At 68.9% G+C, this 24,520-nt stretch carries 23 protein-coding genes; 10 read left to right on the forward strand and 13 right to left on the reverse strand.

The genetic code is table 11. The features are described from left to right. Positions 1–11 precede the first annotated feature (11 nt). Complete coding sequence (locus ABD768_RS15615; protein ID WP_343971544.1) at positions 12–464, forward strand: Lrp/AsnC family transcriptional regulator; 453 nt, start codon at positions 12–14, stop codon at positions 462–464. Here the strand turns inward: ABD768_RS15615 and ABD768_RS15620 are convergent. After that, positions 421–1,626 carry an MFS transporter gene (locus ABD768_RS15620; protein WP_344841225.1) on the reverse strand — a complete coding sequence of 402 codons (1,206 nt, stop codon included), beginning with the start codon at positions 1,624–1,626 and terminating at the stop codon, positions 421–423. The genes ABD768_RS15615 and ABD768_RS15620 overlap by 44 nt on opposite strands. A gap of 80 nt (positions 1,627–1,706) precedes the next feature. Here ABD768_RS15620 and ABD768_RS15625 point away from each other — a divergent pair, with 80 nt between their 5' ends. Further along, on the forward strand, positions 1,707–2,573 hold the full coding sequence (locus ABD768_RS15625) for a winged helix-turn-helix transcriptional regulator (protein WP_344841227.1): 867 nt from the start codon (positions 1,707–1,709) through the stop codon (positions 2,571–2,573). Here ABD768_RS15625 and ABD768_RS15630 read toward each other — a convergent pair. After that, on the reverse strand, positions 2,566–3,453 hold the full coding sequence (locus ABD768_RS15630; protein ID WP_344841229.1) for an alpha/beta fold hydrolase: 888 nt from the start codon (positions 3,451–3,453) through the stop codon (positions 2,566–2,568). The two genes, ABD768_RS15625 and ABD768_RS15630, sit on opposite strands and share 8 nt — an antisense overlap. 66 nt (positions 3,454–3,519) lie before the next feature. On the opposite strand from ABD768_RS15630, the gene ABD768_RS15635 reads away from it, so the two are divergent. Beyond that, positions 3,520–4,137, forward strand: a complete 618-nt coding sequence (locus tag ABD768_RS15635; RefSeq protein ID WP_343971532.1) for a PadR family transcriptional regulator — start codon at positions 3,520–3,522, stop codon at positions 4,135–4,137. After that, on the forward strand, positions 4,134–4,820 hold the full coding sequence (locus tag ABD768_RS15640) for a 4'-phosphopantetheinyl transferase family protein (protein ID WP_343971529.1): 687 nt from the start codon (positions 4,134–4,136) through the stop codon (positions 4,818–4,820). Before ABD768_RS15635 ends, ABD768_RS15640 begins: the two co-directional genes overlap by 4 nt. Here the strand turns inward: ABD768_RS15640 and ABD768_RS15645 are convergent. The 8 genes from ABD768_RS15645 to ABD768_RS15680 all read right to left on the reverse strand — a co-directional run bounded on the left by ABD768_RS15645 (position 4,810) and on the right by ABD768_RS15680 (position 14,456). Continuing rightward, positions 4,810–6,054 carry a glutamate-5-semialdehyde dehydrogenase gene (locus ABD768_RS15645; protein ID WP_344841231.1) on the reverse strand — a complete coding sequence of 415 codons (1,245 nt, stop codon included), beginning with the start codon at positions 6,052–6,054 and terminating at the stop codon, positions 4,810–4,812. The two genes, ABD768_RS15640 and ABD768_RS15645, sit on opposite strands and share 11 nt — an antisense overlap. 200 nt (positions 6,055–6,254) lie before the next feature. Further along, on the reverse strand, positions 6,255–7,367 hold the full coding sequence (gene proB / locus ABD768_RS15650; RefSeq protein WP_344841232.1) for a glutamate 5-kinase: 1,113 nt from the start codon (positions 7,365–7,367) through the stop codon (positions 6,255–6,257). Between the two features lie 50 nt (positions 7,368–7,417). Further along, positions 7,418–9,052: a GTPase ObgE gene (obgE, locus tag ABD768_RS15655; protein WP_425552098.1), complete on the reverse strand. Its 1,635-nt coding sequence runs from the start codon at positions 9,050–9,052 to the stop codon at positions 7,418–7,420. A 122-nt stretch (positions 9,053–9,174) separates the two neighbouring features. Further along, positions 9,175–9,435, reverse strand: coding sequence for a 50S ribosomal protein L27 (gene rpmA / locus ABD768_RS15660; protein WP_020388387.1), 261 nt, complete (start codon positions 9,433–9,435; stop codon positions 9,175–9,177). A 12-nt stretch (positions 9,436–9,447) separates the two neighbouring features. Continuing rightward, positions 9,448–9,765 carry a 50S ribosomal protein L21 gene (gene rplU / locus ABD768_RS15665; RefSeq protein ID WP_328335202.1) on the reverse strand — a complete coding sequence of 106 codons (318 nt, stop codon included), beginning with the start codon at positions 9,763–9,765 and terminating at the stop codon, positions 9,448–9,450. 136 nt (positions 9,766–9,901) lie between these two features. Continuing rightward, positions 9,902–13,111, reverse strand: coding sequence for an Rne/Rng family ribonuclease (locus tag ABD768_RS15670; protein ID WP_344841233.1), 3,210 nt, complete (start codon positions 13,109–13,111; stop codon positions 9,902–9,904). 146 nt (positions 13,112–13,257) lie between these two features. Further along, on the reverse strand, positions 13,258–14,085 hold the full coding sequence (locus tag ABD768_RS15675; protein ID WP_344841416.1) for a TIGR03936 family radical SAM-associated protein: 828 nt from the start codon (positions 14,083–14,085) through the stop codon (positions 13,258–13,260). Positions 14,086–14,132: 47 nt separating this feature from the next. Then, positions 14,133–14,456, reverse strand: coding sequence for an ArsR/SmtB family transcription factor (locus tag ABD768_RS15680; protein ID WP_343971516.1), 324 nt, complete (start codon positions 14,454–14,456; stop codon positions 14,133–14,135). Positions 14,457–14,623: 167 nt separating this feature from the next. Between ABD768_RS15680 and ABD768_RS15685 the strand changes: the two genes are divergently transcribed. Then, positions 14,624–15,517, forward strand: a complete 894-nt coding sequence (locus ABD768_RS15685; RefSeq protein WP_344841234.1) for a quinone oxidoreductase family protein — start codon at positions 14,624–14,626, stop codon at positions 15,515–15,517. A 6-nt stretch (positions 15,518–15,523) separates the two neighbouring features. Here ABD768_RS15685 and ABD768_RS15690 read toward each other — a convergent pair whose 3' ends face one another. Beyond that, on the reverse strand, positions 15,524–16,024 hold the full coding sequence (locus ABD768_RS15690; protein ID WP_344841236.1) for an anthrone oxygenase family protein: 501 nt from the start codon (positions 16,022–16,024) through the stop codon (positions 15,524–15,526). A gap of 37 nt (positions 16,025–16,061) precedes the next feature. Next, the gene (locus ABD768_RS15695) at positions 16,062–18,413 is read right to left on the reverse strand and encodes a M64 family metallopeptidase (RefSeq protein WP_344841238.1); all 2,352 of its coding nucleotides are present in this window, start codon (positions 18,411–18,413) and stop codon (positions 16,062–16,064) included. Positions 18,414–18,588: 175 nt separating this feature from the next. Between ABD768_RS15695 and ABD768_RS15700 the strand changes: the two genes are divergently transcribed. The 3 genes from ABD768_RS15700 (at position 18,589) to ABD768_RS15710 (ending at position 21,417) form a co-directional block, all read left to right on the forward strand. Continuing rightward, positions 18,589–19,392, forward strand: a complete 804-nt coding sequence (locus ABD768_RS15700; RefSeq protein WP_343971504.1) for a lysophospholipid acyltransferase family protein — start codon at positions 18,589–18,591, stop codon at positions 19,390–19,392. A 39-nt stretch (positions 19,393–19,431) separates the two neighbouring features. Then, positions 19,432–20,310, forward strand: coding sequence for a prephenate dehydratase (locus ABD768_RS15705; RefSeq protein WP_343971502.1), 879 nt, complete (start codon positions 19,432–19,434; stop codon positions 20,308–20,310). Positions 20,311–20,433: 123 nt separating this feature from the next. Further along, a complete protein-coding gene (locus ABD768_RS15710) occupies positions 20,434–21,417 on the forward strand; it encodes a GNAT family N-acetyltransferase (RefSeq protein ID WP_344841242.1) in 984 nt (327 codons plus the stop codon). On the opposite strand, the gene ABD768_RS15715 is transcribed toward ABD768_RS15710, so the two are convergent. Beyond that, positions 21,414–21,953, reverse strand: a complete 540-nt coding sequence (locus tag ABD768_RS15715) for a hypothetical protein (RefSeq protein WP_343971498.1) — start codon at positions 21,951–21,953, stop codon at positions 21,414–21,416. The two genes, ABD768_RS15710 and ABD768_RS15715, sit on opposite strands and share 4 nt — an antisense overlap. 173 nt (positions 21,954–22,126) lie before the next feature. On the opposite strand from ABD768_RS15715, the gene ABD768_RS15720 reads away from it, so the two are divergent. Beyond that, a complete protein-coding gene (locus ABD768_RS15720) occupies positions 22,127–24,232 on the forward strand; it encodes a DUF8189 domain-containing protein (RefSeq protein ID WP_344841244.1) in 2,106 nt (701 codons plus the stop codon). A gap of 56 nt (positions 24,233–24,288) precedes the next feature. Continuing rightward, complete coding sequence (locus ABD768_RS15725; RefSeq protein WP_343971492.1) at positions 24,289–24,519, forward strand: hypothetical protein; 231 nt, start codon at positions 24,289–24,291, stop codon at positions 24,517–24,519. Position 24,520: the final 1 nt, after the last annotated feature.

The following is a 24,520-nucleotide window of genomic DNA, read 5'->3' on the forward strand; positions in this document are numbered from 1 at the left end:
CGGAGGATGGCATGGACGCGATCGATCGGCAGCTGGTCGAGGCGCTGCGAGCCAACGGGCGGTCGAGCTGGGCCGAACTCGGCCGGGTGGTGGGTCTGTCGGGGCCGAGTGTCCAGGAGCGGGTGAAGCGGCTCGAGGAGCGCGGAGTGCTGCTCGGGTACCGCGCAGTGGTGGCCCCTGATCAGGTCGGCCTGGGGACCAGCGCCCTGGTGGGGTTGTTCCAGCGGGACGACGTGGAGACGGATGAGATCGTCGCTGGCGTCCGGGAGATCGCCGCGGTGGAGGACTGCTGGTTCGTCGCCGGCGACCAGGAGCTGGTCGTGAAGGTCCGAGTGGCGGACGTGACTCAGCTGGAGGCCGTAGTGGGCAGCCTGCGCCGGGTCAACGGGGTGGTGCGGACTAGGACGACCGTGGTGCTCTCTACCCGCTGGGAGGCCCGTCCAGCGCCTCTACCGGAGGCCTAGCCGGTACTACGGGCCGCCGACCGGCCAGGTAGGTGGTTGCCGCGGCCGCTAGTGCCAGAGCAGCCGCCAGCGGGTACAGGAGATGCGGGTGGTGCTGATAGGTGGTGCCACCCAGTGCAGGGGCCAGTGTCATGCCGGAGATCGACGCAGCGGCGTACAGACTGGAGAAGCGGCCGGTCATGCCCGCAGGGGCCGCGTCGACTGCCTGGGCGGTGGCAGTGGGCTTGTAGAGCATCTCCCCGGCAGTGATGAGGCCTACGGCCACAGCGGCCCCCACCAAAACAGGCCAGGCGCCTAGAACCGCTAGGCCAGCAGCGACCAAGGCGAAGCCGACAGCGATGACGCGCGACGCATGGTGGGACCGGAGGCGGATGGCCAGCGGTGCCTCGAGCAGCACGATGACTACCGAGCTCAGGCCGATCAGTACGCCGTACGCAACAGCAGGCGACCCCGCATCGTGCAGCACCAGCGGCAGAGTCGCGAAGAGCTGCCGGTAGACGGTGTCGATGACGACGATCGACGCGAGCAGCACCAGGACCGACTTGTCGGCGCGGAGGGCACGCCACACGCCCGACACCCGCTCAGCGGCCGCCACTCGGGTAGCGCTGGGGACGTACCACCAGATGACGGCTGCGAGCACCAGACTGGAGACCGCGTCCAGCACGAAGACCAGCGAGAAGTTGTACGCAGCCAGCAGACCGCCAAGCGGCGGACCGATGGCAAAGCCGGCATTGCTGGCCGAACGCGACAGCGCGATCCCCTCCCGTCGACGCTCGGCAGGCAGCGCCAGCGCGACGAGAGCACTCAGATTGGGACGGGTCGCGCCACCACAGAGGCCGGCAACTGCCGCTAGCGGCGCTAGCCCACCGAGAGGCACAAACGGCATCGCGAGGCAGGCAACAGCCCACGACAGCTGACTGGCGACAGCCGCGCCCCGCAGCCCGAACCGGTCGCCGAACCAGCCACCGGACAGGTTCCCGAGTAGCAACCCCACCCCGTACGCCGCTGCCGCAAAGCCGGCCTCCTGCGGCGACATCCCGCGATCCTCGACCAGGTACAGGGTGAAGTAGATCCACGCGAGCGACCCGGCCGAGCTAACCAACTGCCCGACCATCACCGCCTTGAGCCACCCCGGGAGCCCGGCCACTCGTTGCCAGTACATCCAGCACCCCCGAAGTAGAGTGAGTTCCTAAAGGGAACTTACAAGGCCGGATAGCGTGGGAGCAAGCGGAGGAGGCTGTCGTGCGGCGTAGTAGCTACTCCCCCGAGCCCGACTGTGCGATCGCCCAGTCCCTCGGGGTGGTCGGAGACGGCTGGGAGTTGCTGATCATCCGGGACCTGGCCCGCGGGCTGGACCGGTTCGACCTGCTGGCCGAGTCGCTGCGGATCTCGCGGAAGGTGCTGACCGAGCGGCTCAACAGCCTGCTCGACAGCGGCGTGGTCGAGCGCGTGGCCTACCAGGAGCGCCCGCCCCGGTACGCCTACAAGCTCACCCCTCGCGGCCGCGCCCTGCTCCCCGTGCTGGTCGCCCTCCAGGACTGGGGCGACCGCTGGCTGCTCGGTGACGGCGAGCTCACCGGCACCAACGCACCCGAGGAGGCCCCGGCCCACCGCATCCACGAACTGGTCGGCACCCGCATCCCCGCCGACCTCCTCCTACCGGCAGGCCAGCAGCTCAGAGATGTGGTCGACGAAACCGCGCAAGCGACGATCATCTTCGGCTATCCGGCTACGGGCAGGCCGAGCAAGCTGCCGGAAGGCTGGGAGGACATCGCCGGGACAACCGGCTGCACGCTGGAGAACAAGCTGTTCGCTGAGCGCGCCACAGACTTCACATCAGCCGGGATCGCCGTCCACGGCGTCAGCACCCAGCGCCCCGACGAGCAGCAGACCTTTGCCGAGCTGGAGAACATCCCGCACATCCTGCTCTCCGACACCGAGCTGACCCTGACCGCCGCCCTCCGCCTGCCCACCTTCCGGGCGGGCGGCTACGAGCGCCTCAAGCGCCACATCCTGATCGTCGCCCCGACCCGCGAGATCAAGGCGGTCCTCTACCCGATCACCGACATCCCGGCCGCGATCGACTGGGCCTACACGACGGCTACCTGAAGGCAGCCCGTACTTCGGCCGCGATCCTCCCGACAGCCTCGGCGCTACCGGTCGAGTTGATCTCACTCGGATCGCTCGACGAACCATGATCAAGACCGTCGAACTCCACCCGCCGGCACGACGCAAGCACCTCAGCCAGCGCGTCGCGCCCCGGCGCCAGGAACGGCAGCCCCTTGCTGCCACCCATCAACAGCACCTCGGCAGCAACATCGCCGAACTCCTCGAACCGCCCGGCCAACTCGACGATCAGCGCGCCCTCGTAGTGCACCGTCGGCGCCAGCTTCCGCAATGTGATGTCGTCCGGCCCGGCCGCCCGGTCCTCCTTCTTCAGCAGCTTCTCGGTGATCGCGGCGAGCAGTCGCCGGGGCATCACCTTGAAGGCCGCCGGCGCCAGCTCCAGGCCGTACATGCTGGTGATCATCGCCGCCGCAATGTTGCCTTCGGCAACTTCACGGTCGAAGCGGGCCAGCCAGGCAGCGTGCGGAGCCGGGTCGGCGACCAGGGCCGGTTCGTAGACGGCGACTTTGGTCAGCGTCGGCAGCGCGCGAGCCGCGGCCAGCACGATCGCGCCGCTTGCGCTGACCCCGAAGGCGCGAGTGGCCCCGGCGTCACGTAGTACCGCCTCGAGATCCTCGATCTCGGTCTGCACCGAGTGGTCCGGACGATGCGGCCCGGACAGGCCGCGACCGCGGCGATCCGGGAGGTAGACGGTGAAGTCGCCGGCCAGCGCCTTGGCGAGCAGCGTGTGGCTGCGAGCGGACTCCATGCTGCCGTGCAGCAGCACGACCGCCGGACCGCTGCCGGTCTTCCAGTAGCCGATCCGGGTGCCGTCCCGCGACGTCACGGATCCCTGCGTCAATCCTTCGAGGTCTGTAGTCATGGCCCAATAGTTACATCTACCCTAGTTGCATTGCAACTAGTTTCTCTGACCTCTAGACTGCTGCCCATGGAGCCGATCTTCCGCCGTTCGCCGCTGGCGCTCGCGATCCTCGGCCTGCTGGAGAACGGGCCGCTGCATCCGTACGGCATCCAGCGGCTGATCAAGCAGTGGGGCAAGGACCAGGTGGTCAACGTCGGCCAGCGCACCAGCCTGTACCGGATGATCGTCCGCCTCGAGGAGGCCGGGCTGATCGCCGTCGGCGACACCGAGCGCGACGAGCGCTACCCCGAGCGCACCACCTATCAGCTGACCGACCGCGGCCGGGCTGCATCGCGGGCGTGGCTCGCGGAGATCGTGTCCACCCCACGCAACGAGTTCCCCGAGTTCCCGGCCGCGCTGTCGTTCATCATGTTGCTGACTCCGGAGGCGGCGGCCGGGCTGTTCGAGGAGCGGCGTGAGCAGCTCACCCGGCGGATCGACTCGCTCGACGCCGACCTCGCTTCGGAGTACGAAGGCGCTCCGGTACCGCGCGTAGTGCTCGTCGAGACGGAGTACCAGAAGGCGATCACCGTCGCCGAACTGCACTGGATCGATGGGCTGCTCGATGACCTGCGCAGCGGCGCCCTGAGCTGGGAGGCCGCGCTCCGGCCGAGCCAGACCACGATCGATCAGGCGATGGCGTGACGGTGGAGATCTGGTGGGGCCGTACTGCGGACGCGCGGCCTGGCCTGGTGGCGGAGCTGAACGCGGCCGAGCGGGACCGGATGGCCGCCTACGCGCGCGACGAGGACAAGAGCCGGTTCGTGGTCGGCGCCACGATCGTGCGGCGGGTGCTGGCGGGCAAGCTGGGCCGCTCCCCCGCCGATGTCGTGATCGACCGGACCTGCCCGGACTGCGGTCGCCAGCACGGGAAGGTTGTTGCCGACGGCATGCAAATCTCGGTGTCGCACTCGGGTGACCGGATCGTCGTCGCGTTCCATCCGGTGGCGGCGGTGGGCGTGGATGTCGAGTTGATCAACCCGTCGATCGACACGGCGTCGCTCGCTACGGTGAGCCTTTCCGATCTGGAGGCTGACGAGCTTGCCGCGTTTCCGGCCGATGCTCGCGCGCGGGCCTTCACGCAGTACTGGACTCGCAAGGAAGCCGTGGTGAAGGCGACCGGGGACGGGATCGCCGCGGATCTGCGCAAGGTGGTCGTCAGCGCGCCGGATCAGCCGGCCGCGCTGCGGGAGTGGGCCGGGTACGACGGGCCGGTGCGACTGGTGGATCTGCCGGCCGGCGTCGAGTACGCGGCAGCGCTGGCAATGCTGTCGGATGAAGACCTCGAGGTCCGTTCGTTCGACGCTGCCCCGCTGCTCAGGTCCTGATCTGGCCCTCGCCGATCACCACGTACTTCGTGGACGTCATCTCCGGCAGTCCCATCGGTCCCCGCGCGTGCAGCTTCTGCGTCGAGATCCCGATCTCGGCACCGAACCCGTACTCCCCACCGTCGGTGAATCGGGTGCTCGCGTTGACCACCACGGCGGCCGAGTCGACGGCCTGCACGAACCGCCGCGCCGCAGCCTGTGACCTGGTGACGATCGCGTCGGTATGTGCCGAGCTGTACTTCCGGATGTGCTGAACCGCCGCCTCCAGGTCAGCCACCACAGCCGCCGAAAGATCCAGCGAGCTGTACTCCGTGCCGTAGTCCTCATCCGTCGCCGCGACAACATCCTTGCCAGCAGCAACAACCGCCGGGTCACCGTGGACGGTCACGCCGGCCTCGGCCAACGCCGGCAACGCCTTGGCCAGGAACTCGTCCGCGACATCCGCGTGCACCAGCAGCGACTCGGCCGCGTTGCACACGCTCGGGCGCTGCGTCTTGGAGTTGAGCAGGATCGTCAATGCGAGGTCGAGATCCGCCTCGGCATCGACATACACGTGGCAATTGCCGACGCCCGTCTCGATCACCGGCACGGTCGACTCGGTGACGACGGTCTGGATCAGGCCGGCTCCCCCACGCGGAATCAGTACGTCGACCAGCCCGCGCGCCTGCATGAGCTCCTTCACGGCCGCGCGGTCGCCGGGCACGCCTTGGATCACGTCAGCCGGCAACCCCGCTTCGACGACGGCGGAGCGGAGTACGGCGATGATCGCTTCGTTCGACGCGGCTGCCGACGACGAGCCGCGCAGCAGCACCGCGTTGCCGGACTTGAGGCAGATCCCGGCGGCATCGGCCGTGACGTTGGGCCGGGCCTCGTAGATGATCCCGACGACACCGAACGGCACCCGCACCTGACGCAGCTCGAGTCCGTTGGGCAGCGTGTACCCGCGGACGACCTCGCCGACCGGGTCGACCAGTCCGGCCAGCTGCTCGAGTCCCGCAGCCATCGCGTCGACCCGCTGCGGGTCCAGCGCAAGACGGTCGACGGTCGATTCCGGCGTACCGGACTCCCGGGCGGCCGCCACGTCCTTGGCGTTGGCCGCCACGATCTCGTCAGTACCCGCCCGCAATGCCGCCGCCATCGCCTTCAGCGCGGCATCCTTGGTCGCCCGCGACGCCGCAGCCAACGCGTAGGAAGCCTCACGCGCGTTCCGGCACAACTCGATGATCTCGCTCACCCCTACATCGTAGGACGACCCCCCACCCCCCTGCCCAACCGTCTCAGCCGGGCAACACCATGCGCCACGGGCACCGCTGCGGCGAGCAGGGGAGATGTGTCCCGAGCGACAGGACATAGTGCAGGTACGACGCGCAGCCGCCGCCTCTCTGAGCGTGGCGGCTGACCGAGTAGCCGACTATGTCCTGTCGCTCGGGACGATCACAGCAGGACGAGGTCGTCGCGGTGGACTACCTCGCGTTCGTAGGTGGGGCCGAGGTCTCGGGCCAGGTCTCGGGTCGAGCGGCCAAGCAGCCCAGGTAGCTCGACGGCGTCGTAGTTCACCAGCCCGCGGGCGACAACCACCCCGGTGGCTGAAACCAGGTCAACCGGATCGCCTGCGGAGAAGGTGCCTTCCACAGCGGTGATGCCGGCTGGGAGGAGGGAGCTGCGGCGTTCGGTGACGGCTCGGATGGCGCCTTCGTCGAGTACTAGGCGACCTAGGCCTGAGGTGGCGTGGGCCAGCCAGAGGAGGCGGGTTTTGCGGCGGCGGCCGGTGGGGTGGAAGAGGGTGCCCACCCGGTCGCCGCGGAGGGCTTCGCCGACTCGGGCGGCTGAGGTGAGGACGACCGGGATCCCTGCCTCGGTGGCGATTGCGGCCGCTTCGACCTTCGTTTGCATGCCACCGGTGCCGACGCCGGAGCTGCCCGTCCGGCCGATCTGGAGTGGCAGCAGGTCAGCGGGACCGCGGACGTCGGTGAGCATCGTCGTACCGGGTTTGCGCGGGTCGCCGTCGTACAGGCCGTCGACGTCGGAGAGCAGGACGAGCAGGTCGGTGTGGACGAGGTGGCTGGTCAGCGCGGCCAGCCGGTCGTTGTCGCCGAAGCGGATCTCGGTGGTCGCGACGGTGTCGTTCTCGTTGACGATCGGGACGACGCCGAGCTCCAGCAACCGCGCGAAAGTCCGATAGGCATTGCGGTAGTGGCTTCGCCGGGTGACGTCGTCGACGGTCAGCAGCACCTGGCCGACGCGGAGTCCGTGCGCGGCGAAGGCATCGGAGTACCGCGCCATCAGCAGCCCTTGGCCGACCGACGCGGCCGCCTGCTGGGTGGCGAGATCGCGCGGACGCGAGCGCAACCCCATCGGCGCCAGGCCGGCCGCGATCGCGCCGGAGGAGACCAGCACGACCTCGGTACCTTCGACCCGGCGCGCGGCGATCGCGTCGACCAGCAGCCGCAGCCGTTCCAGGTCGATCCGGCCGCGCTGGGTCAGCGACGACGAACCGACCTTCACGACGATCCGCCCGGCCTTGACGACTTCAACCCGTTGCGTCATGAGTTTTCCTGACTCAGTACGAGCAATCGAAGAGCCGGCGTCGTCGACGGCTAGTTGTTGCTCTCGGCATCTATGTCGATGGTCTCACCCAGCGCGTAGAGCCGCTCGGCCTCCAGCTCCTGGGCAGCGGCCAGCTCGCGGGCTTGTTTGCGCGCGAGCTTCTCGGCGGCCTTCTGAGCCGCCTTCGCCTCCGCCGGGGTCAGGTCGACCTCGTCCTCGACCCAGCCCTGACCGTACTCCGACAGGTCCTTCGGGCGCTCGATCTCGCCCTCCCGCAGGGCGTGGTACTGGTAGTCCTTGTCCTTGCGGCGCTGCGCGGCCGGACGGTCCTCGTCCAGTCGCTGGTCCTCGCCACGGCGGGACAGCAGCTCGGCGCCAGCCTGTACTTCGGGAGCGAAGTCGAAGACGACCGAGTTGGGAGCATCGCCGATCGTCACCTCGTCGCCGGCCACCGCGCCCAGCTCGAGCAGTTGCCGCTCGACCCCGAGCCGGTTCAGCCGGTCGGCCAGGTACCCGGTCGCCTCGGCGTTGGTGAAGTCGGTCTGCCGGATCCAGCGCTCGGGCTTCTCGCCCTGGATCAGCCAGCCGCCGTCCGGGGTCTTCTTGACCTTGAACTCCGGTCCACCGGTCGCGCGCGGCCGCAGGATGATCCGGGTGGTGTCCGGCTTCTCCTCCTCGGCGCGCCGCTTCTCGACGATCTCGGCCATCGCGAACTTCAGCGCGTCCAGGCCTTCGTGGCTGGCGGTCGAGATCGGGAACACCTTGTAGCCGCGCTGCTCGAGCTCGGCCGTCACCATCTCGGCGATCTCCTTGGCGTCCGGCACGTCGATCTTGTTCAGCGCGATCAGCCGCGGCCGGTCCTCCAGCCCGCCATGGGCCTTCAGCTCGGCCTCGATCGTGTCGAGGTCGCTCAGCGGGTCGCGGCCCGGCTCGTACGTCGCGCAGTCGATCACGTGCACCAGCGCCGCACAGCGCTCGACGTGGCGGAGGAAGTCATGGCCGAGACCGCGGCCCTCGCTCGCACCCTCGATCAGGCCCGGCACGTCGGCCACGGTGAAGATGTGCTCACCGGCGACGACGACGCCCAGGTTGGGGATCAGCGTGGTGAACGGGTAGTCCGCGATCTTCGGGCGGGCCCGGCTGATCGAGGCGATCAGCGAGGACTTGCCGGCGCTCGGGAAGCCGACCAGACCGATGTCGGCGACGACCTTGAGCTCGAGCACGATGGTGCGCTCTTCGCCGTCCTCGCCGAGCAGGGCGAAGCCGGGCGCCTTGCGGCTGGAGCTGGCCAGGGCCGCGTTGCCCAGACCGCCCTTGCCGCCGGCGGCCGCGACGTACTCCGAGCCGGCGCCGACCAGGTCGGCCAGCACCTCGCCTTCCGGAGTGCTGACGACCGTGCCGTCCGGGACGGGCAGGATGATGTCGCCGCCCTTGCTGCCGGCCTGGTGATCGCCCTTGCCCTGCTGGCCGTTCGTGGCCGAGCGGTGCGAGGAGCGGTGGTAGTCGACGAGCGTGGTCTGGTCGAGGTCGACGCGCAGGATGATGCTGCCGCCGTCGCCGCCGTTACCGCCGTCGGGTCCGCCGAGGGGCTTGAACTTCTCGCTGTGCACCGAGGCGCAGCCGTTTCCGCCGTTGCCACCGGTGACGTGCACCGTGACCCGGTCGACAAAGCTGGGGATCGCCATCGGAGTACTCAACTTCCTGCTGGGAAAAGACGTCTTCTCGATACATAGCCGAAGGGCGGGCCGCGCTATTCCGCGGACCCGCCCTTCGAAAAGGCTGTGTTACTTCGAACCGGGTGGCGGTGTTACTCCGCCGGGGCCGGGACGATGTTGACGACGCGGCGTCCGCGACGGACACCGAACTCGACCTTGCCCTCGGCCAGCGCGAACAGGGTGTCGTCGCCGCCACGGCCGACCAGGGTGCCCGGGTGGAAGTGGGTGCCCCGCTGGCGAACGATGATCTCGCCGGCGTTGACCAGCTGGCCGCCGAAGCGCTTCACGCCGAGCCGCTGCGCGTTGGAGTCGCGACCGTTACGGGTCGACGCTGCTCCCTTTTTGTGTGCCATGTTTTATTCAGCTCACTTCTTCTTGGCGTCGATCGCGGTGACCTTGACCTGGGTGTAGTGCTGACGGTGCCCCTGGCGCTTGCGGTAACCGGTCTTGTTCTTGTACTTGAGGATGTGGATCTTCGGGCCCTTGGTACGGCCCAGAACCTCAGCCGAGACGGCCACCTTGGACAAAGCGGCGGCATCGGTCGTCACGGTGTCGCCATCGACGACGAGGACTGCGGTCAGCGAAACCGTGTCGCCGACCTGGTCCGTCAGGCTGTCGATCTCGATGACATCGCCGACGGCGACCTTCTGCTGGGTGCCGCCACTGCGCACGATCGCGTACACCGTGGATCTCACTCTCTATTGTTCGGAAGTCTTAGAACTGCGGGGCCTGCATGTGTACTGCCTACCGCGGCCCACACAAAGGAGGCACGCATGACGCGCGCCGAATGACAAGAATACGGCGCGCGCCACGAGCGGGTCAAACTGGGGTGGACGCCAGCTCCGGAGTGCTCACTCCGGTGTCGGATCCGTTGTTACCTGCATCACTGTCACCGCTGTCCGCGGCCTTGCTCCGGCTCCGGCTGCTGCGCCGGCGCCTGGTACTGCCGTTCCGCCCGGAACCGTTCTGCTGGGCCACGGCGGCGTCGTCGGCCTGCGACGGCTCCTCGTGGCTCTGCTCGACCTGTGAGTGGTCGTCCTGGGCGGGAGTCTCGTGGTGGGGAGCAGCCTGCTCGCCGTTGGCGGCGGCCGAGGCGGCCGCGATCTGAGCCAGGCGCTGGGCAGCGTCACCATTCGTGTGGTGCTCCGCCTGCTCGGCCTGCTCGTCGTCGCGACGGCCCTTGCCGCGGTTGCGGCTGCGGGTCGTGGTCTTCTTGGCGGCTTCACCCTCGGGCTTCTGCTCGTGCGAGTGCTGCTGTTGCTGCCCCCCGCGGCTACGGCCGTCGTTGTCGCGGCGACGCGACTCCTTCGGCTCGTCGTGCAGGACCAGCCCGCGGCCACCGCAGTGGTCGCAGTTCTCGCTGAACGCCTCCAGCAGGCCGGTGCCGATCCGCTTCCGGGTCATCTGGACCAACCCGAGCGACGTCACCTCCGCCACCTGATGCTTGGTCCGGTCACGGCCCAGGCACTCGACCAGCCGGCGCAGTACCAGGTCGCGGTTGAGCTCCAGCACCATGTCGATGAAGTCGATCACGATGATGCCGCCGATGTCGCGCAGCCGGAGCTGGCGGACGATCTCCTCGGCCGCTTCCAGGTTGTTCTTGGTGACCGTCTCCTCGAGGTTGCCCCCGGAGCCGGTGAACTTGCCGGTGTTGACGTCGACGACCGTCATCGCCTCGGTCCGGTCGATGATCAGCGAACCACCCGACGGCAGCCAGACCTTGCGGTCCAGCGCCTTCTTGATCTGCTCGTCGATCCGGTAGTTCGAGAACACGTCGCCGGAGGCGTTGTAGTCCCACTTCTCCACCCGGTCGGCCAGGTGCGGAGCGACGTACGAGACGTACTCCTTGACCTGGTCGTAGGCGTCGTCACCGGAGATGACGAGCTTGGAGAAGTCCTCGGTGAACAGGTCGCGGACGACCCGGATCAGCAGGTCGGGCTCGCCGTGCAGCAGCGCGGGCGCCTGGCCCGACTTCGACTTCTTGTCGATTTCGGTCCAGTACGACTGCAGCCGGCTGACGTCCGAGGTCAGCTCCTCCTCGGTCGCGCCCTCGGCGGCGGTACGGACGATCACGCCCGCCTCGTCCGGGACGATGTCCTTGAGGATGCCCTTGAGCCGGTTCCGCTCGGTGTCGGGCAGCTTGCGGCTGATCCCGCCGTTGCCGCCGCGCGGTACGTAGACGACGTACCGGCCGGGCAGGCTGATCTGGTTGGTCAGGCGGGCGCCCTTGTGGCCGATCGGGTCCTTGGTCACCTGGACCAGGACGGCCTGACCGGACTTCAGCACCTGCTCGATCTTGCGCGGGCCGTTGGCGCCACCCAGGGTCGCCCAGTCCACCTCACCGGCGTACAGGACCGCGTTGCGGCCCTTGCCGATGTCGATGAACGCGGCCTCCATGCTGGGCAGCACGTTCTGCACGCGGCCGAGGTACACGTTGCCGATCAGCGAGCTCTGCTCGGCCGTCGTCACGTAGTGCTCGACCAGGACGTTGTCCTCGGAGACCGCGATCTGGGTCAGGTCGTCGCGGGCCCGGATCACCATCGTCCGCTCGACCGACTCGCGCCGGGCCAGGAACTCGGCCTCGGTGACGATCGGCGCGCGGCGGCGGCCGGCGGCGCGGCCCTCGCGGCGGCGCTGCTTCTTCGCCTCCAGCCGGGTCGAGCCCTCGACCGCGGTGATCTCGTTGTTGACGGTCTTGCTGCGCGGCTCACGGACGCGGACGACGGTCTCGTCCGGGTCGTCGGCCGCGATGCCGGTGTCCTCGCCCTTGCGGCGGCGACGGCGACGGCGGCGGCGCGACGACGTACCGGCGCCCTCGGCCTCGTCGTCGGACTCGGCCGACTGGTCGTGGTCCTCGGCGTCCTCGTCCTGCTGGTCCTCGTCGGACTCGTCGCCCTCGTCGGCGCTGTCCTCGGAGTCGGCGTCCCCGGCCTTGCGGCGGCGACGGCCACCGCGGCGACGGCGCCGGCGGGTGGTGCTGGGCTGGTCGTCGTCGTTCTCGTCGGCCTCGGCGTCGTGACCCTCGTCGGTCTCGTCGTCGTCGGTGTCCGCGTTGGTGCCACGGGCCTGCTCGAGCACGGGCTCGGCACGGTCGGCGGCGACCTCTTCGGCGTCGCGGCTGCGACGGCTCCGGCGACGGCGGGTCGTGGTGGTCTGCTCTTCGGCGACCTCGGGGGTCTGCTCTTCGGCGACCTCGGCCTCGGCGGCCTGAGCGGTCGCGGCAGCCTCGGCCGCACGCTCAGCTGCGGTCGAACGACGGCGGGTACGACGACCGGTGGCCGGCGCCTCCTCCGGGGCTGCTTCCGGCGTGGCTTCCACCGCACTGGTGGCCGCAGCCTGGGCGGGCACCTCGGTCGGAGCCTGGAACAGTACGGCCGCAGCGGGCGGCGCGCGTCGGCGTGAACGGCGGGCGGGAGCCTCGGCGGCAGCCAGGAGGGCCGCTTCCTTCGCGGCGAGCTCGGCGGCTGCTGCCTCGGCGGCGGCCAGCTCCTCCTCGGTCAGCTGCTCTTCGGGGAGCTCGGCGGCCGCTACCGGGCCGTCGGTGAGCGGGGTGTCCTCGGAGAGGAGGTCGGGCTGGGGGGCCGCGGCCTTCTTGGTGGTGCGCTTGCGGGTGGTGGTCTTCTTCGCGGCGCGCGCCGGGGCGGCGGCCTCGACGGAGGCCGCGTCGGCGGTCGCGTCAGCAGTAGCGCCCGCGGTGGCGTCGGCGCTGTCCGCGTCGGTGTCCAGGAGGCTGTCCTGGGTGGTGCCGCGGGCGGCGGCCTTCTTCGCCGGGCGCTTGGCGGCCGTCTTCTTGACCGTGCGCTTCGCGGCGGTCTTCTTGACCGGCGCGGGGGCCGGGTCGGCGCTCTCGCCATCGTCCTGGGTGCTGACGGCGGCGGCCTCGGCGGGCACGGCGGCGGCCTTCTTGGCCGTGCGCTTGCGCGTCGTGGTCGCCTTCTTGGCGGCCGGTTGTCTGGCAGCACGCTTGGCTGCGGGGGCGGTGGCGGCCACGTCGGCTGCCTGGGTGTCGTTGGGCTCGTTGTCGAGCATGCGGTGCGGGTCTCCTCAAGCCATCCGGCGCACCCTGCGGGCCTCTGTCACAGGTCCGGCGCTGCCAGCTGGCGGTCACGGTTCGCCACTCCCGGGTGCTAATCCGGTGCGGCGGAAGCCTTCTGGATCCGCTCCCTGCAATGCCGTCAGGGCACAGCTGGAGCGGCGGCGTCGCCCTCCGCTACATGCGTCTGGTGGTCGACCGCCTGGCCGGTCGCGGTCGCCTGGGTGGCGTCGCGGTCACGAGCGAGCGGATCGTCCACAGTGCCGGTTGCCGCGATGAGCGGGCCTTGGGCGAGCCTGGTCAGAAGAGCCGGGCCCGTCACCTCAAGCGTCGCTACCTCTAGCACGCCGGCGAGAACGTCGTCGGGTCTCACGGCCGGGGTTCCGAGCCGTAACACCACTTGCAGTATCGCACACGTCTCAACCGTCGCCGGGTCACTACCGACGGTGAGTCGGAGGACGGCTTCCCGGCAGTCAAACGAGCGAAGACCCCGTTTGGTCATGCGCTTGACCAGAATTTCGTCCCGGGCGAGGAACGCGGCGACCGCCGGCTCGGCGTCGGCCGGATCCACGCCAGGCAGCGCGATCAGCCACTCACTGGCCTCCAGCTGGTCGGCCAGGGAGCCCGGTCCGGCGACGACCACCTCGATCACGTCCAGCCCAGGCGGGAGCGCCTCGTCGAGGGCGGCCCGGACCTGCTCGGGGTCCCGCTCGTGTGTGAGCGAGATCTCCAAGTACTCCGCCTCGGAGGCGGCGCCGGTCGGCGCGGCACCGGCGTACGAGATCTTGGGGTGCGGGCTGAAGCCGTGCGAGAACGCCACCGGCAGCCCGGCGCGGCGGACCGCACGCTCGAAAGCGCGCTGGAAGTCGCGGTGCGAGGTGAATCGCAGCCGCCCGCGCTTGGCGAAGCGGATCCGCAACTTCTGGACCGCGGGAAGCTGCTGGGACGGCGGAGCCTGTACTGGTGCCACGAACGCCATTCTCGCAGCTTCCCCGCCACCGACTCACCTCCGCGGCTTCAAGGACCGGTTTCGGCCTGGAGGACGGTGTCGACGACGCCCGGGAAGCGCGACTGCAGGTCGTCGTAGCGGAGGGTGGTCCAGCGGCGGTTGCCGTCCTCACGCTGGTGGATCACGCCGGCTTCCCGGAGTACGCGGAAGTGGTGGGTGAGGGTCGAGGGCGCGACGGAGACCGGGAAGGTGCCGCAGGCGCGCTCGAGGTCCTCCCGGAGCGTGCGGACGATGGTCAGCCGGGTCGGGTCCGCCAGAGCGTGCAGGACGGCGTACAGGTTCAGGTCGGCTGCCTCGGGGTGGACCAGGGCCGGCCGGCGTGCGTGCGCCATCCAATTTCCTTTCGACGATCGTCGAAAGGGAGCGTAGCTTGGTTTCGATGTACGACGAACGTCGAAAGGAATCCGATGATGCGCGCTCTGCTCTTCGATCAGCCTGCTGCCGACACGAGTACGACCCGGGTGGGTGAGGTTGCGACCCGGAGCCGGGGCCTGGTGAGGTGGCGATCGACGTCCGGGCGGCTGGGGTGAACTTCATCGACGTGATGGCTCGACGTGGGGACGCCGGGTATGCGACTGGCTGGCCGTTCGTACCCGGGCTGGAGGTTGCGGGGACGGTGCGGTCGCTTGGTGCGGGGGTGAGTGGGCCGGCGGTCGGTACGCCGGTGGCGGCCTTCACTGCGACGGGTGGGTTGGCTGACGTTGCCGTAGTACGGGGTGAGCTTGTTGTGGAGCTCCCCGCTGGGTTGTCGTTCGAGCAGGCGGCTGTTGCTCCGGGGACGCTGACTACTGCGGCGTTGCTGCTTGGGCCGACCGGGCGGTTGCGGGAGGGCGACAGTGTGCTCGTCCACTCGGCCGCTGGCGGGGTTGGGCAGGCACTGGCTTCGCTTGCTCGGCTGCACGGCGCTGGACTGTTGCTGGGGACAGTTGGTGGCGCAGGGCGAGCCGCGGCGGCGGAGAAGGCTGGGTACGACGCAGTGGTCGTCCGTGGTGACGGAATCGTCGACAGGGTTAGAGAATTGACGGGTGGGCGGGGTGTCGACCTCATCCTGGATCCGCAGGGGACGGACTGGATCGAGACGGACCTGGAACTGGTCGCGGCCGGTGGGCGGATCGTGCTGTTCGGCAATGCTGGTGGGACTCCCCTGGCCTCGCTGCCCGCGGCCGGGAGGCTGTTCGGTGGGAATGCGGCGATCGGTGGGTTCAGCATCCGGGGGTACGCGGCCAAGGCGCCGTGGATGGTGGCTGAGGCGCTGACCGAAGTACTGCAGCGGCTCGGCCGTGGTGAGTTGCAGGTCGAGCCGACTGTCGTCGACGGGCTCGAGAATGCTCCGGAAGCCCAGCAGGCGTTGGCGGATGGGCGGGGCGAGGGGAAGTACGTAGTACGGGTGTGAGAACGGTTAGGGCTGGGCGCTGGACTTGCCGGTCAGGTACAGCGCCCAGGCGAGCAGGGCGAAGGCGACGGTGTTGAGGACGACGCGGACCAGGTTGAAGGCGCGCCACCTGGACTCGTCGAAGGCGGCGCGGACGGCGGTGACATCGATCGCGTTCGGGTCGCCGGCGGCCTTGATCGCGTCGTTCAGCGGGACGTTGACACTCATCGTGATGATCACGACGATCAGGTAGAGGACAAAGGCGACCGCGATCCACGGGAGCGCCTTCTCCTTCAGGTTGACGAGGCCGGCCAGTAGCGTGAAGAACAGCGCGCCGAAGAAGCCGATGCCGAGGAACACCGGGTTGATGATCGCCCGGTCGACTGCTTGGAAGGCGCCGACGAACGTCTTGTCATCGGTCTTGGCCAGACCGGGCATGAAGGCGTTCGCGTAGATGCCGAACACCCCCGCGACCAGGCCGGTCAGCATCGTCGCGACCAGCAGCGACCCCACTCGCAGTCCGTTCATGACGGCAAGCTACCCGGCCTGGTCTTTCATCGGCCTGTCAGAGGCCGCTGCATTGGCCGCTGCGGGGGCCGGTGACGTGGTTGGGAGCTTGGAGGTTCGACGGGGCTGCTGTGTTGGCGGAGCAGGTGAGCGGGCCATTGATGGTGTTGCCGGCCAGTACTACGGGGTCGGCGGTGCTCGAGTTGCGTACCGTCGTCGGGCCGCTGACGGTGGTGGCTACGAGCACTTCGGAGCGGGTGGTGCCGGTTGAGGTGACCGGGCCGCTGACCGTCGTACGGAGCAGGTGGAGGTCTGCTGCGCTGGTGGCGTTTACCGGGCCGGAGATCTTGGTGTCGGTGGCGACGAGGGACGCACCGGGGCGGATGGCGACCGGGCCGTTGATGGTGGCGTTGGTGAGGCAGATGACGCCGGAGGTGACCGTCAGGGGGCCGTTGCGGGTGCCGGTGATGGTCGTCGTACAGGCCGGCGTGGGGCGGAGGAGGGTGACCGCGAAGCTTTGCGGGGTGGCGATGTTGCCGGGGGCATCGATCGCGCGGTACTCGATCCGGTGGCGGCCGTAGCCGGACGGGACGTCGTCCCAGGGGACTACTCGCGGGGCGCCGAGTTTGCCGTAGACGAGTTGGTCGATCTCGGTGCCTTCGGCGGTGAACTTGAACGGGGCGTTGGCGTCGGTCGGCCAGCCGTAGTAGTTGTACCAACCGTCGCCGTCGGTGCGGAACTCCGGTACTACGTAGCCGTCGGTGTCGTCTGTCGCCTTCAGGGCCATGGTGAAGGCGTCGTTGTAGATGTACTCCGGGCCGGTGGGTTTGGTGATCTTGAGGAGGGGCTTCGACAGGGTGGGGGTCACTGTCGGCTCTACTCCGTCGATCTGCCAGGTCAGTTCGCTGGCGCCTACACGGGCGGTGAGGGTGTGGGTGCCGGTCAGGCTGAGCGGCGCCAGCTCGAAGTCACGGTCGTTGCCCGGGTTGGCTACCACTTGGCCGTCAACCCGCCACTCCACCGCTGGTTGCTCGGTGTCTGACTGGGTCGTCTCCACATAAACCACCTCATCCGCATTCACCGGGTGCTCGGTGGAGGTGGAGGTGGTGAAGGTTGGCTGAGGGGCGGCGGGCACCTCGGCGGTGGCCGGGTCGGCCTGAGCCGCCGGCGGTAGGCCGAAGCCTGCCTCGTTGGTGGGGGTGATGGTCCAGGTTCGGGTTGCTGTGAGGGCGGTGGAGGCTCTTACTGCTGGGTCTCGGACGAAATCGGTGGGGTCGACGATTTTTGCGGTGAGGGTGTGGGAGCCGGGGGTCAGGGCGAGGGAGCTCAGGTCTATGTAGCGTCGGTTGTTGGTGGGGAGGGTTGTGTTGTCGAGGGTCCAGGTGACTGTCAACTCGTGGGTGGCGGGGTGGAGGGTTTGTAGCCAGACGGACTGGGTGGGGGTTAGTGGGCCGGGTGGAGTGCTGGACTGGATGAGGGTGGCTCTGGAGGAGATTCGCTGGGTCATTCGTTCTCGGGAGACCTGGTCGAAGTAGTAGCCGAGGACCTTCATCATGGAGTGTTTCGAGGGGCGCCAGATGCCGCTTCCGGCGTACATGCCGGCTTCGTAGCGGGCGATGGGGCCGCCTGACTCGGACGGTTCGCCCAGCCAGCGGAACCATTTCTTCTGCTGGGTGAGCATTTGTTGTTCGGTGAGCAGGGTGTGGTGGATCGAGGACGGTTCGGGGCCTTCGTAGGGTGCGCCTCGGTCGCCTCTCGCGTAGTAGTCGTATTCGTCTTGGAGGCCGCCCAGGGAGTGGCCCAGTTCATGCGGGGTGATGAGGGCGGAGAGTGCGTTGCCGCCGGAGGCGGTCGCATAGGTGCCGCCTGCGCCGCCGTAGGTGTTGCTGTTGCCGATGGCAAGGATTTGGCGGTTGGCGGGCGTGGTCCCGGGGACCAGGTCGGCGTACTGCGCAGCCGCGGTCGCGCTGACCGTGAGCAGCCGCTGGACCGAGCCGGGGTTGCAGCCGCCCCAGAAGCCCATCTGGAGCGGGGTGTCGACCTTGGGTGAGTCGAGGCCGGGGTCGCAGTCGACGCCGCTCTCGGGTGAGGCGATCTCGACGGCGTACACGTTCACGTAGTTGCGGTACGTCTTGAACGGCTCGATGCTCCAGAGCACGTTCAGGTGCTTGTCCACCTGCTCCCGGAACTTCGGCAGGTCCGCTGCCGTGTACCCGTCCCCCATCACCACCAGGTTGAACCGCGACGACGCCGGCCCGGTCACCTGAAGGGGCACCACCCTCGGCGCCGGCACGGCATCGGCCGCGGCGGACGTAGTACCGGCTGATGCGGCCAGTGGCACACCGGCCATCGCTGTCGCAGCTACTGCCAGTACTGCGGTCAGGCGCGACTTACTGAAACCAGTCCTCACGAGGCGGTCCTCCCCAGGTGTGGCGGCTCCTGGGCGAGGCCGCCGTGAGAAGCCTACGAAGGCGACGGCGGAGTTGTCAGCGGCTTCCGCGCGCCGAACTTGCCAGTAGGCAGGAGCGGCCCGGGGCCCGGTACGGCATCATGAGGGCTCGGGGAAACGTGAGGAAAGGACATCGATGACGGAACCGGCACAGTCGCCGCGGTTCGAGCCGGAGCCTGAGCGCCCGGTCGACGACGCCGGTGACGGCGATGGCAAGGGCATCTACTGGGTGCTGAAGAACGTCGTGGTCGGCCCGCCGGTCAAGCGCATCTTCCGCCCGAAGGTGGAGGGCGCCGAGAACATCCCGGACGTCGGTCCGGCGATCATCGCGAGCAACCACCTGTCCTACGCGGACTGGATCTTCATGCCGCTGGTACTGCGCCGCCGGGTCACCTTCGTCGCCAAGTCCGACTACTTCACCGGCGCCGGGATCAAGGGCCGGTTCCAGCGCGGCTTCTTCAAGGGCACCGGCCAGGTCCCCATCGACCGGTCCGGCGGCTCGGCGTCCGAGGGCGCGATCAAGGCCGGCCTGAAGGTGCTGGAGCGCGGCGACCTGTTCGGCATCTACCCCGAGGGCACCCGCTCCCACGACGGCAAGCTCTACAAGGGCCGCACCGGAGTCGCCCGGCTCGCGCTCGAGGCGAAGGTCCCGGTGATCCCGTGCGGCGTGATCGGCACCGACGTGGTCGCCCCGCCCGGCAAGGTGGTCGCTTCGTTCGCCTCCCCGACGGTCAAGTTCGGCGAGCCGCTGGACTTCTCCCGGTACGACGGGATGGAGGGCGACCGGCTGATCCTGCGCGCCGTCACCGACGAGATCATGTACAAGATCATGGAGCTGTCCGGCCAGGAGTACGTCGACATGTACGCCACCAAGGCCAAGTCGCTGGAGGGCCGGGCGACCACCGGCGCCCCCAAGAAAGTCCGCAAGTCGGACACCTGAGTCAAGGGGTGAGACAGGGTGGCACTAGGCTGGGAAACCGTGGACGGACCGATCGCGTACCAGGGTGAGCCAGGAGCCAATTCGGCGATGGCGTGCACCGAGATGTTTCCCGGCCGCGAACAGCTGCCCTGTACGACCTTCGAGGACGCCCTCGAGGCGGTGAACACCGGCCGCGCCGGACTCGCGATGATCCCGGTCGACAACTCGATCGCCGGCCGGGTGGCCGACATCCACCACCTGCTGCCGGACTCCGGGCTGCACATCATCGGCGAGTTCTTCCTGCCGATCCACTTCCAGCTGATGGCCGTCCCGGGGGCCACGCTGGAGTCGATCAAGACCGTCCGCAGCCACGTCCACGCGCTCGGCCAGTGCCGCAAGATCATCCGCGAGCACGGCTGGTCGACCGTCGTCGCCGACGACACCGCCGGCGCGGCCCGCGAGGTCTCCGAGCTGAACGACAGAGGCGTCGCCGCCCTGTCACCGGTCGCCGCGGCCGGACTCTACGGGCTGGACATCCTGGCCGAGGACGTAGAGGACGAGCACCACAACACGACCCGCTTCCTGGTCCTGTCCCGCGAGCCGCACGTCCCGGCAGTCGGCTCCGGACCGACGATCACGAGCTTCGTCTACCGGGTCCGCAACGTGCCCGCCGCCCTCTACAAGGCGATGGGCGGCTTCGCGACCAACGGCGTCAACATGACCAAGCTGGAGAGCTACCAGCTCGGCGGCTCGTTCTTCGCCACCCAGTTCTACGCCGACGTCGAGGGCCACCCCGAGGACCCGCACGTCGCCCTCGCGCTGGAGGAGCTCGCCTTCTTCTCGGTCGAGGTCCGGATCCTGGGCGTCTACCCCGCCCACCCCTTCCGCGAGCAGATCGCCGAGCCGGCCGCCAACCGCACCCTCCGCCCGCACCACTGAGCTTCCGTGTCCCGAGCGACAGGACATAGTCGCTGTGAGGGATCGGCGTCCCGCCTGAGGGTCGAGCTCGACGGTCGATTTAATCGACTATGTCCTGTCGCTCGGGACGCCTAAGGTCGCTGGGTGGAACTTGTTGAGGTGGATGGCCAGGACGCTGAGGTTTTCGAGCGGTTCTACAACCTCCGGGACGCCGTACGCCGGGAAGCCGAGTTCCCGTCAGGTCTCGGACTGGAAGAGGCCCGGGTCCTGATGGCCGACCAGCACTCCGACATGCGCGCCGACGGGCTTGCCCTGGTCGACGGCGACCAGTGGCTGGGGATCGCCTGGCTCGACTGGTGGCTGCAGGAGAACACGCATCTCGTCGAGGTGGAGATCGCGGTCGCCGCGGCGTACCGGCGTACAGGTGTCGGAAGCCGCCTGCTGGAGGCCGTGATCGAGCGGGCCACGCAGGACGGCCGCCGACTGCTCTCCGGCATGATCCTGGGCGATGCGGAGACCGGCGAGAGCGCCGGTACTGCGTTCGCCGCCAAGCACGGGTTCGTCCGCAAGCTCGTTGAGTTGCACCAGGTGCTCGAGTTGCCGCTCTCGGAGGAGCGGCTGGCCGACCTCGACCAGCCGGTCGACGGGTACGAGATCGTGCAGTGGCGTGAGCACACGCCGGACGAGTGGGTCGAGCAGTTCGCCGAAGCGCTGAGCGCGATGTCTGTCGACGTCCCGACCGGAGAGCTCGATCAGGAGCCGGCCCGGTGGACGCCGGAGCGGCTGCGGGAGGCCGAGGCGCGCAGGCTCAAGCAAGGGCGCTTCTGCCACACCACCGTCGCCGTCGACAAGGACGGTCAGCTGGCGGCGTACACGCAGATGGGTGGCGGGACCGGCGATCCCGGGCGCCTCTACCAGTGGGACACGTTCGTCCGACCAGAACATCGCGGCCGACGGCTGGGGCTGGCCGTGAAGGTCCCCAACTTCCGGTCGCTGCAGGCCGGACTGGACCGTCCGGCCGTGCTGCACACCTGGAACGCGATCACGAACGCCCCGATGATCGCCGTCAACGTGCATCTCGGCTTCCGGCCGGTCGCTCAGCGGACCGACTGGGAGCTGGAGATCTAGAGGAACATCCAGTACGGGTAGCGCGCGGCGAGCGTGGCGCGGTGGTCCTGCCAGTCGGCTGAGCGGCGGGCTGGATCGAGTGGGTCGGCGTAGCCACCGTGGAGGCGGTAGCCCCAGGTGAAGGCGGCGACCGGCTCGACGGCGCGGGTATGGATCACGTCGGGCACGATCACCAGGAAGGTGTCCGCTCGCCAGACGCCGTCGGGGTCCTCCGGGTGCGCGGGGGCGTCGAAGAAGGTCGGCAGGAAACCGTACGCGGACAGTGGACTGGCGTCGGCGGTGAAGGCCGGCGCATCCACCGTGACGACGCCGGACCGCGTGACGAGCTGGATCCAGCCCATGATCGCGTTGATGCCCTGGCCGTGGTAGCGCAGGGTCGCGGTACAGATCGGGAAGTTGCGGTAGGACTCCGCGTCCAGGCCCGGTACGACGAGTTGGTGACCCGAGGCGTAAGGGTCGTCGTTGGCCAGCACGCGGATGTTGATCAGTCCGCGTTGGCCGCGGACCTCGAACGGAACGGACAGCTCTCGTCTCATTCACCCCTCCTGACGCCATTCTCCAACGCGCGCAAGGGAAAAGGTGAAATTGACTACCGGGGCTCATGCTCTTGTGCACCTGCGGTAGCGGGAGCACGCTGAAAAAGAGCAGCGTCTTGGGGGGCAGCCTGTTCGTTCTTCTTTCCTTGCCCCCGCACGTACTAGGGGGAGAGATGCCGAGAAAGGCCAACGGGAGAGCGGACAAGAACGAACGGGGCGCCGGGAATCAGATGCCCGGTGGAATGATGGAGACCGTCGGCGGTGCTGGTGCCGCGCCTGGGATGGGGCGCGATGCTCAGACGCCGAGCCGGCGGCAGTGTGGCGTGATGGATGTGCACCGGCGGTTGCTGTCGACGTCGGCGGAGTACGTCGCGGCGCGTTCCTACCTGGAGAACGCGACCACGCAGTACGTCGCGTCGCAGCAGCGGTTCAGCGGGGTCGCGCACATCCCCGTGGTGGTGCATGTCGTCTGGAACACGGCCGCGCAGAACATCTCGCAGGCCCAGATCGACAGCCAGATCGAGGTCCTGAACCGGGACTTCCGGGCGACCAACACCGATATCGGCATCGTGCCGGCCCCGTTCACCGGGCTGGTCGCCGACGCCCGGATCGAGTTCGCGCTGGCCACGACGGACCCGAACGGCAACCCGACGACGGGTGTCACCCGGACCCAGACGACGCGCACCGGCTTCACGACCGACGACGCGATCAGGTCGTCGGCGACCGGTGGCATCGATCCCTGGCCGGCCGACAAGTACCTGAACATCTGGGTCGGCCAGCTCGGTGGCGGCCTGCTCGGCTACGCCCAGTTCCCGGGCGGCCCGGCCGAGACCGACGGCGTGGTCATCCTGCACAGCGGGTTCGGCACGAACGGTACGGCGGCAGCGCCGTTCGATCTCGGCCGGACGACGACCCACGAGATCGGCCACTACCTCAACCTGTTCCACATCTGGGGCGACGACGGCACCGGCTGCAGCGGCAGCGACGAGGTGGCCGACACCCCCAACCAGGGCGGCCCGAACTTCGGCGTACCGACGTTCCCGAAGCTGTCCTGCAGCAACGGGCCGAACGGCGACCTGTTCGTGAACTACATGGACTACACCGACGACCGCGGCATGGTGATGTTCACCAACGACCAGGTCGCCCGGATGGCGGCCTGCCTGGACACCGTACGGACGGATCTCAGCCAGGGTTCGAGCTCCACCAGCGCACTGCCGACTCCCGCCGGGCCGGTCGTGTCGTGGGACGACAACCGGATCGACGCGTTCGTGCTCGGCACCGACCGGGCGACGTACCACAAGTGGTGGGACGGGGCCGCCTGGGGACCGTCCGTGAACGGCTACGAGTACCTGGGTGGTGTGTGCATGAGTGCTCCTGAAGTGGCGTCCTGGGGGCCGAACCGGCTCGACGCCTTCGTCCTCGGAACCGACCACGGGCTCTACCACAAGTGGTGGGACGGGACCGCCTGGGGACCGTCGGAGACGGGCTACGAGGCGCTCGGCGGCGTCTGCATGAGCCCGCCGCGAGTGGCCACCTGGGCGGAGAACCGGCTCGACGTCTTCGTGCTCGGGACCGACCGCGCGCTCTACCACAAGTGGTGGGACGGCGCTCAGTGGAACGACTACGAGTACCTCGGCGGGATCTGCATGAGCCCGCCCGAAGTAGTTGCCTGGGGCCCCGATCGGCTGGACGTCTTCGTGCTCGGCACGGACAACGCGGTCTGGCACAAGTGGTGGGACGGCACCGCGTGGGGTGGCTTCGAGTCACTCGGTGGCGTCTGCGCCTCTCCCCCGACCGCGGTGGCCTGGGGCCCGAACCGGCTCGACCTGTTCGTCATCGGCACCGACTCCGCGCTCTACCACAAGTGGTACGACGGTACGTCGTGGTCGGCGGACTGGGAGAACCTCGGCGGCATCTGCACGAGCGCGCCGACCGTCGTCTCCTGGGCCGCGAACCGGCTCGACGTATTCGTCCTCGGGACCGACTCCGCGCTGTACCACCAGTGGTGGGACGGTACGTCGTGGTCCGGGTTCGAGTCGCTCGGCGGCATCTGCACCGAGGAGCCGCGGGTGACGTCGTGGGGACCGGATCGACTGGACGTCTTCGTCGTCGGCACGGACGGCGGGATGTACCACAAGTGGTGGGACGGAACCGCCTGGGGACCGTCCATCACCGGGTACGAAGCGCTCGGCGGCGTGATCAGCGACTTCAAGCTGGATCAGCCGGCGCCGGACCAGTTGCCCAACGGCGCCTCTGCCGAGCAGGCGGTGCTGAACTGAACACCTCGCGGTTGGTCGGGCGGTGGACGCACTCCTTCGAGGAGGACCACGACGGAGTGACCGTCTACCGCCGCGACGACTTCGCCTTCCCGCCGGCTCGCGGCCGGCGGGGGGTGGAGTTCCATGCCGACGGCAGTTTCACCGACTGGCTGATCGGCCGTGGCGACGCTCCGGAGGGGCATGCCGGGCGCTGGTCGGCGGGCGGCGAGATCAGCCGTAGTACAGGCTCCGCCGGGTCGATCGTCGCCGCGACACCGGATCGGCTGGAGATTCGCTGGAAGGAGTGAG

Source organism: Kribbella ginsengisoli (assembly GCF_039537185.1).
In the GTDB taxonomy this organism is placed as follows: Bacteria; Actinomycetota; Actinomycetes; order Propionibacteriales; family Kribbellaceae; genus Kribbella; species Kribbella koreensis.

Bases quoted from the DNA above. Each gene is read 5' to 3' on its own strand.
- proB (WP_344841232.1), bottom strand. From the start codon at position 7,367: ATGACGCAACGGGTTGAAGTCGTCAAGGCCGGGCGGATCGTCGTGAAG.
- obgE (WP_425552098.1), bottom strand. From the start codon at position 9,052: ATGGCGATCCCCAGCTTTGTCGACCGGGTCACGGTGCACGTCACCGGT.
- rpmA (WP_020388387.1), bottom strand. From the start codon at position 9,435: ATGGCACACAAAAAGGGAGCAGCGTCGACCCGTAACGGTCGCGACTCC.
- ABD768_RS15635 (WP_343971532.1), top strand. From the start codon at position 3,520: ATGGAGCCGATCTTCCGCCGTTCGCCGCTGGCGCTCGCGATCCTCGGC.
- ABD768_RS15630 (WP_344841229.1), bottom strand. From the start codon at position 3,453: ATGACTACAGACCTCGAAGGATTGACGCAGGGATCCGTGACGTCGCGG.
- ABD768_RS15670 (WP_344841233.1), bottom strand. From the start codon at position 13,111: ATGCTCGACAACGAGCCCAACGACACCCAGGCAGCCGACGTGGCCGCC.
- ABD768_RS15690 (WP_344841236.1), bottom strand. From the start codon at position 16,024: ATGAACGGACTGCGAGTGGGGTCGCTGCTGGTCGCGACGATGCTGACC.
- ABD768_RS15680 (WP_343971516.1), bottom strand. From the start codon at position 14,456: ATGGCGCACGCACGCCGGCCGGCCCTGGTCCACCCCGAGGCAGCCGAC.
- ABD768_RS15700 (WP_343971504.1), top strand. From the start codon at position 18,589: ATGACGGAACCGGCACAGTCGCCGCGGTTCGAGCCGGAGCCTGAGCGC.
- ABD768_RS15715 (WP_343971498.1), bottom strand. From the start codon at position 21,953: ATGAGACGAGAGCTGTCCGTTCCGTTCGAGGTCCGCGGCCAACGCGGA.
- ABD768_RS15615 (WP_343971544.1), top strand. From the start codon at position 12: ATGGACGCGATCGATCGGCAGCTGGTCGAGGCGCTGCGAGCCAACGGG.
- ABD768_RS15620 (WP_344841225.1), bottom strand. From the start codon at position 1,626: ATGTACTGGCAACGAGTGGCCGGGCTCCCGGGGTGGCTCAAGGCGGTG.
- ABD768_RS15720 (WP_344841244.1), top strand. From the start codon at position 22,127: ATGCCGAGAAAGGCCAACGGGAGAGCGGACAAGAACGAACGGGGCGCC.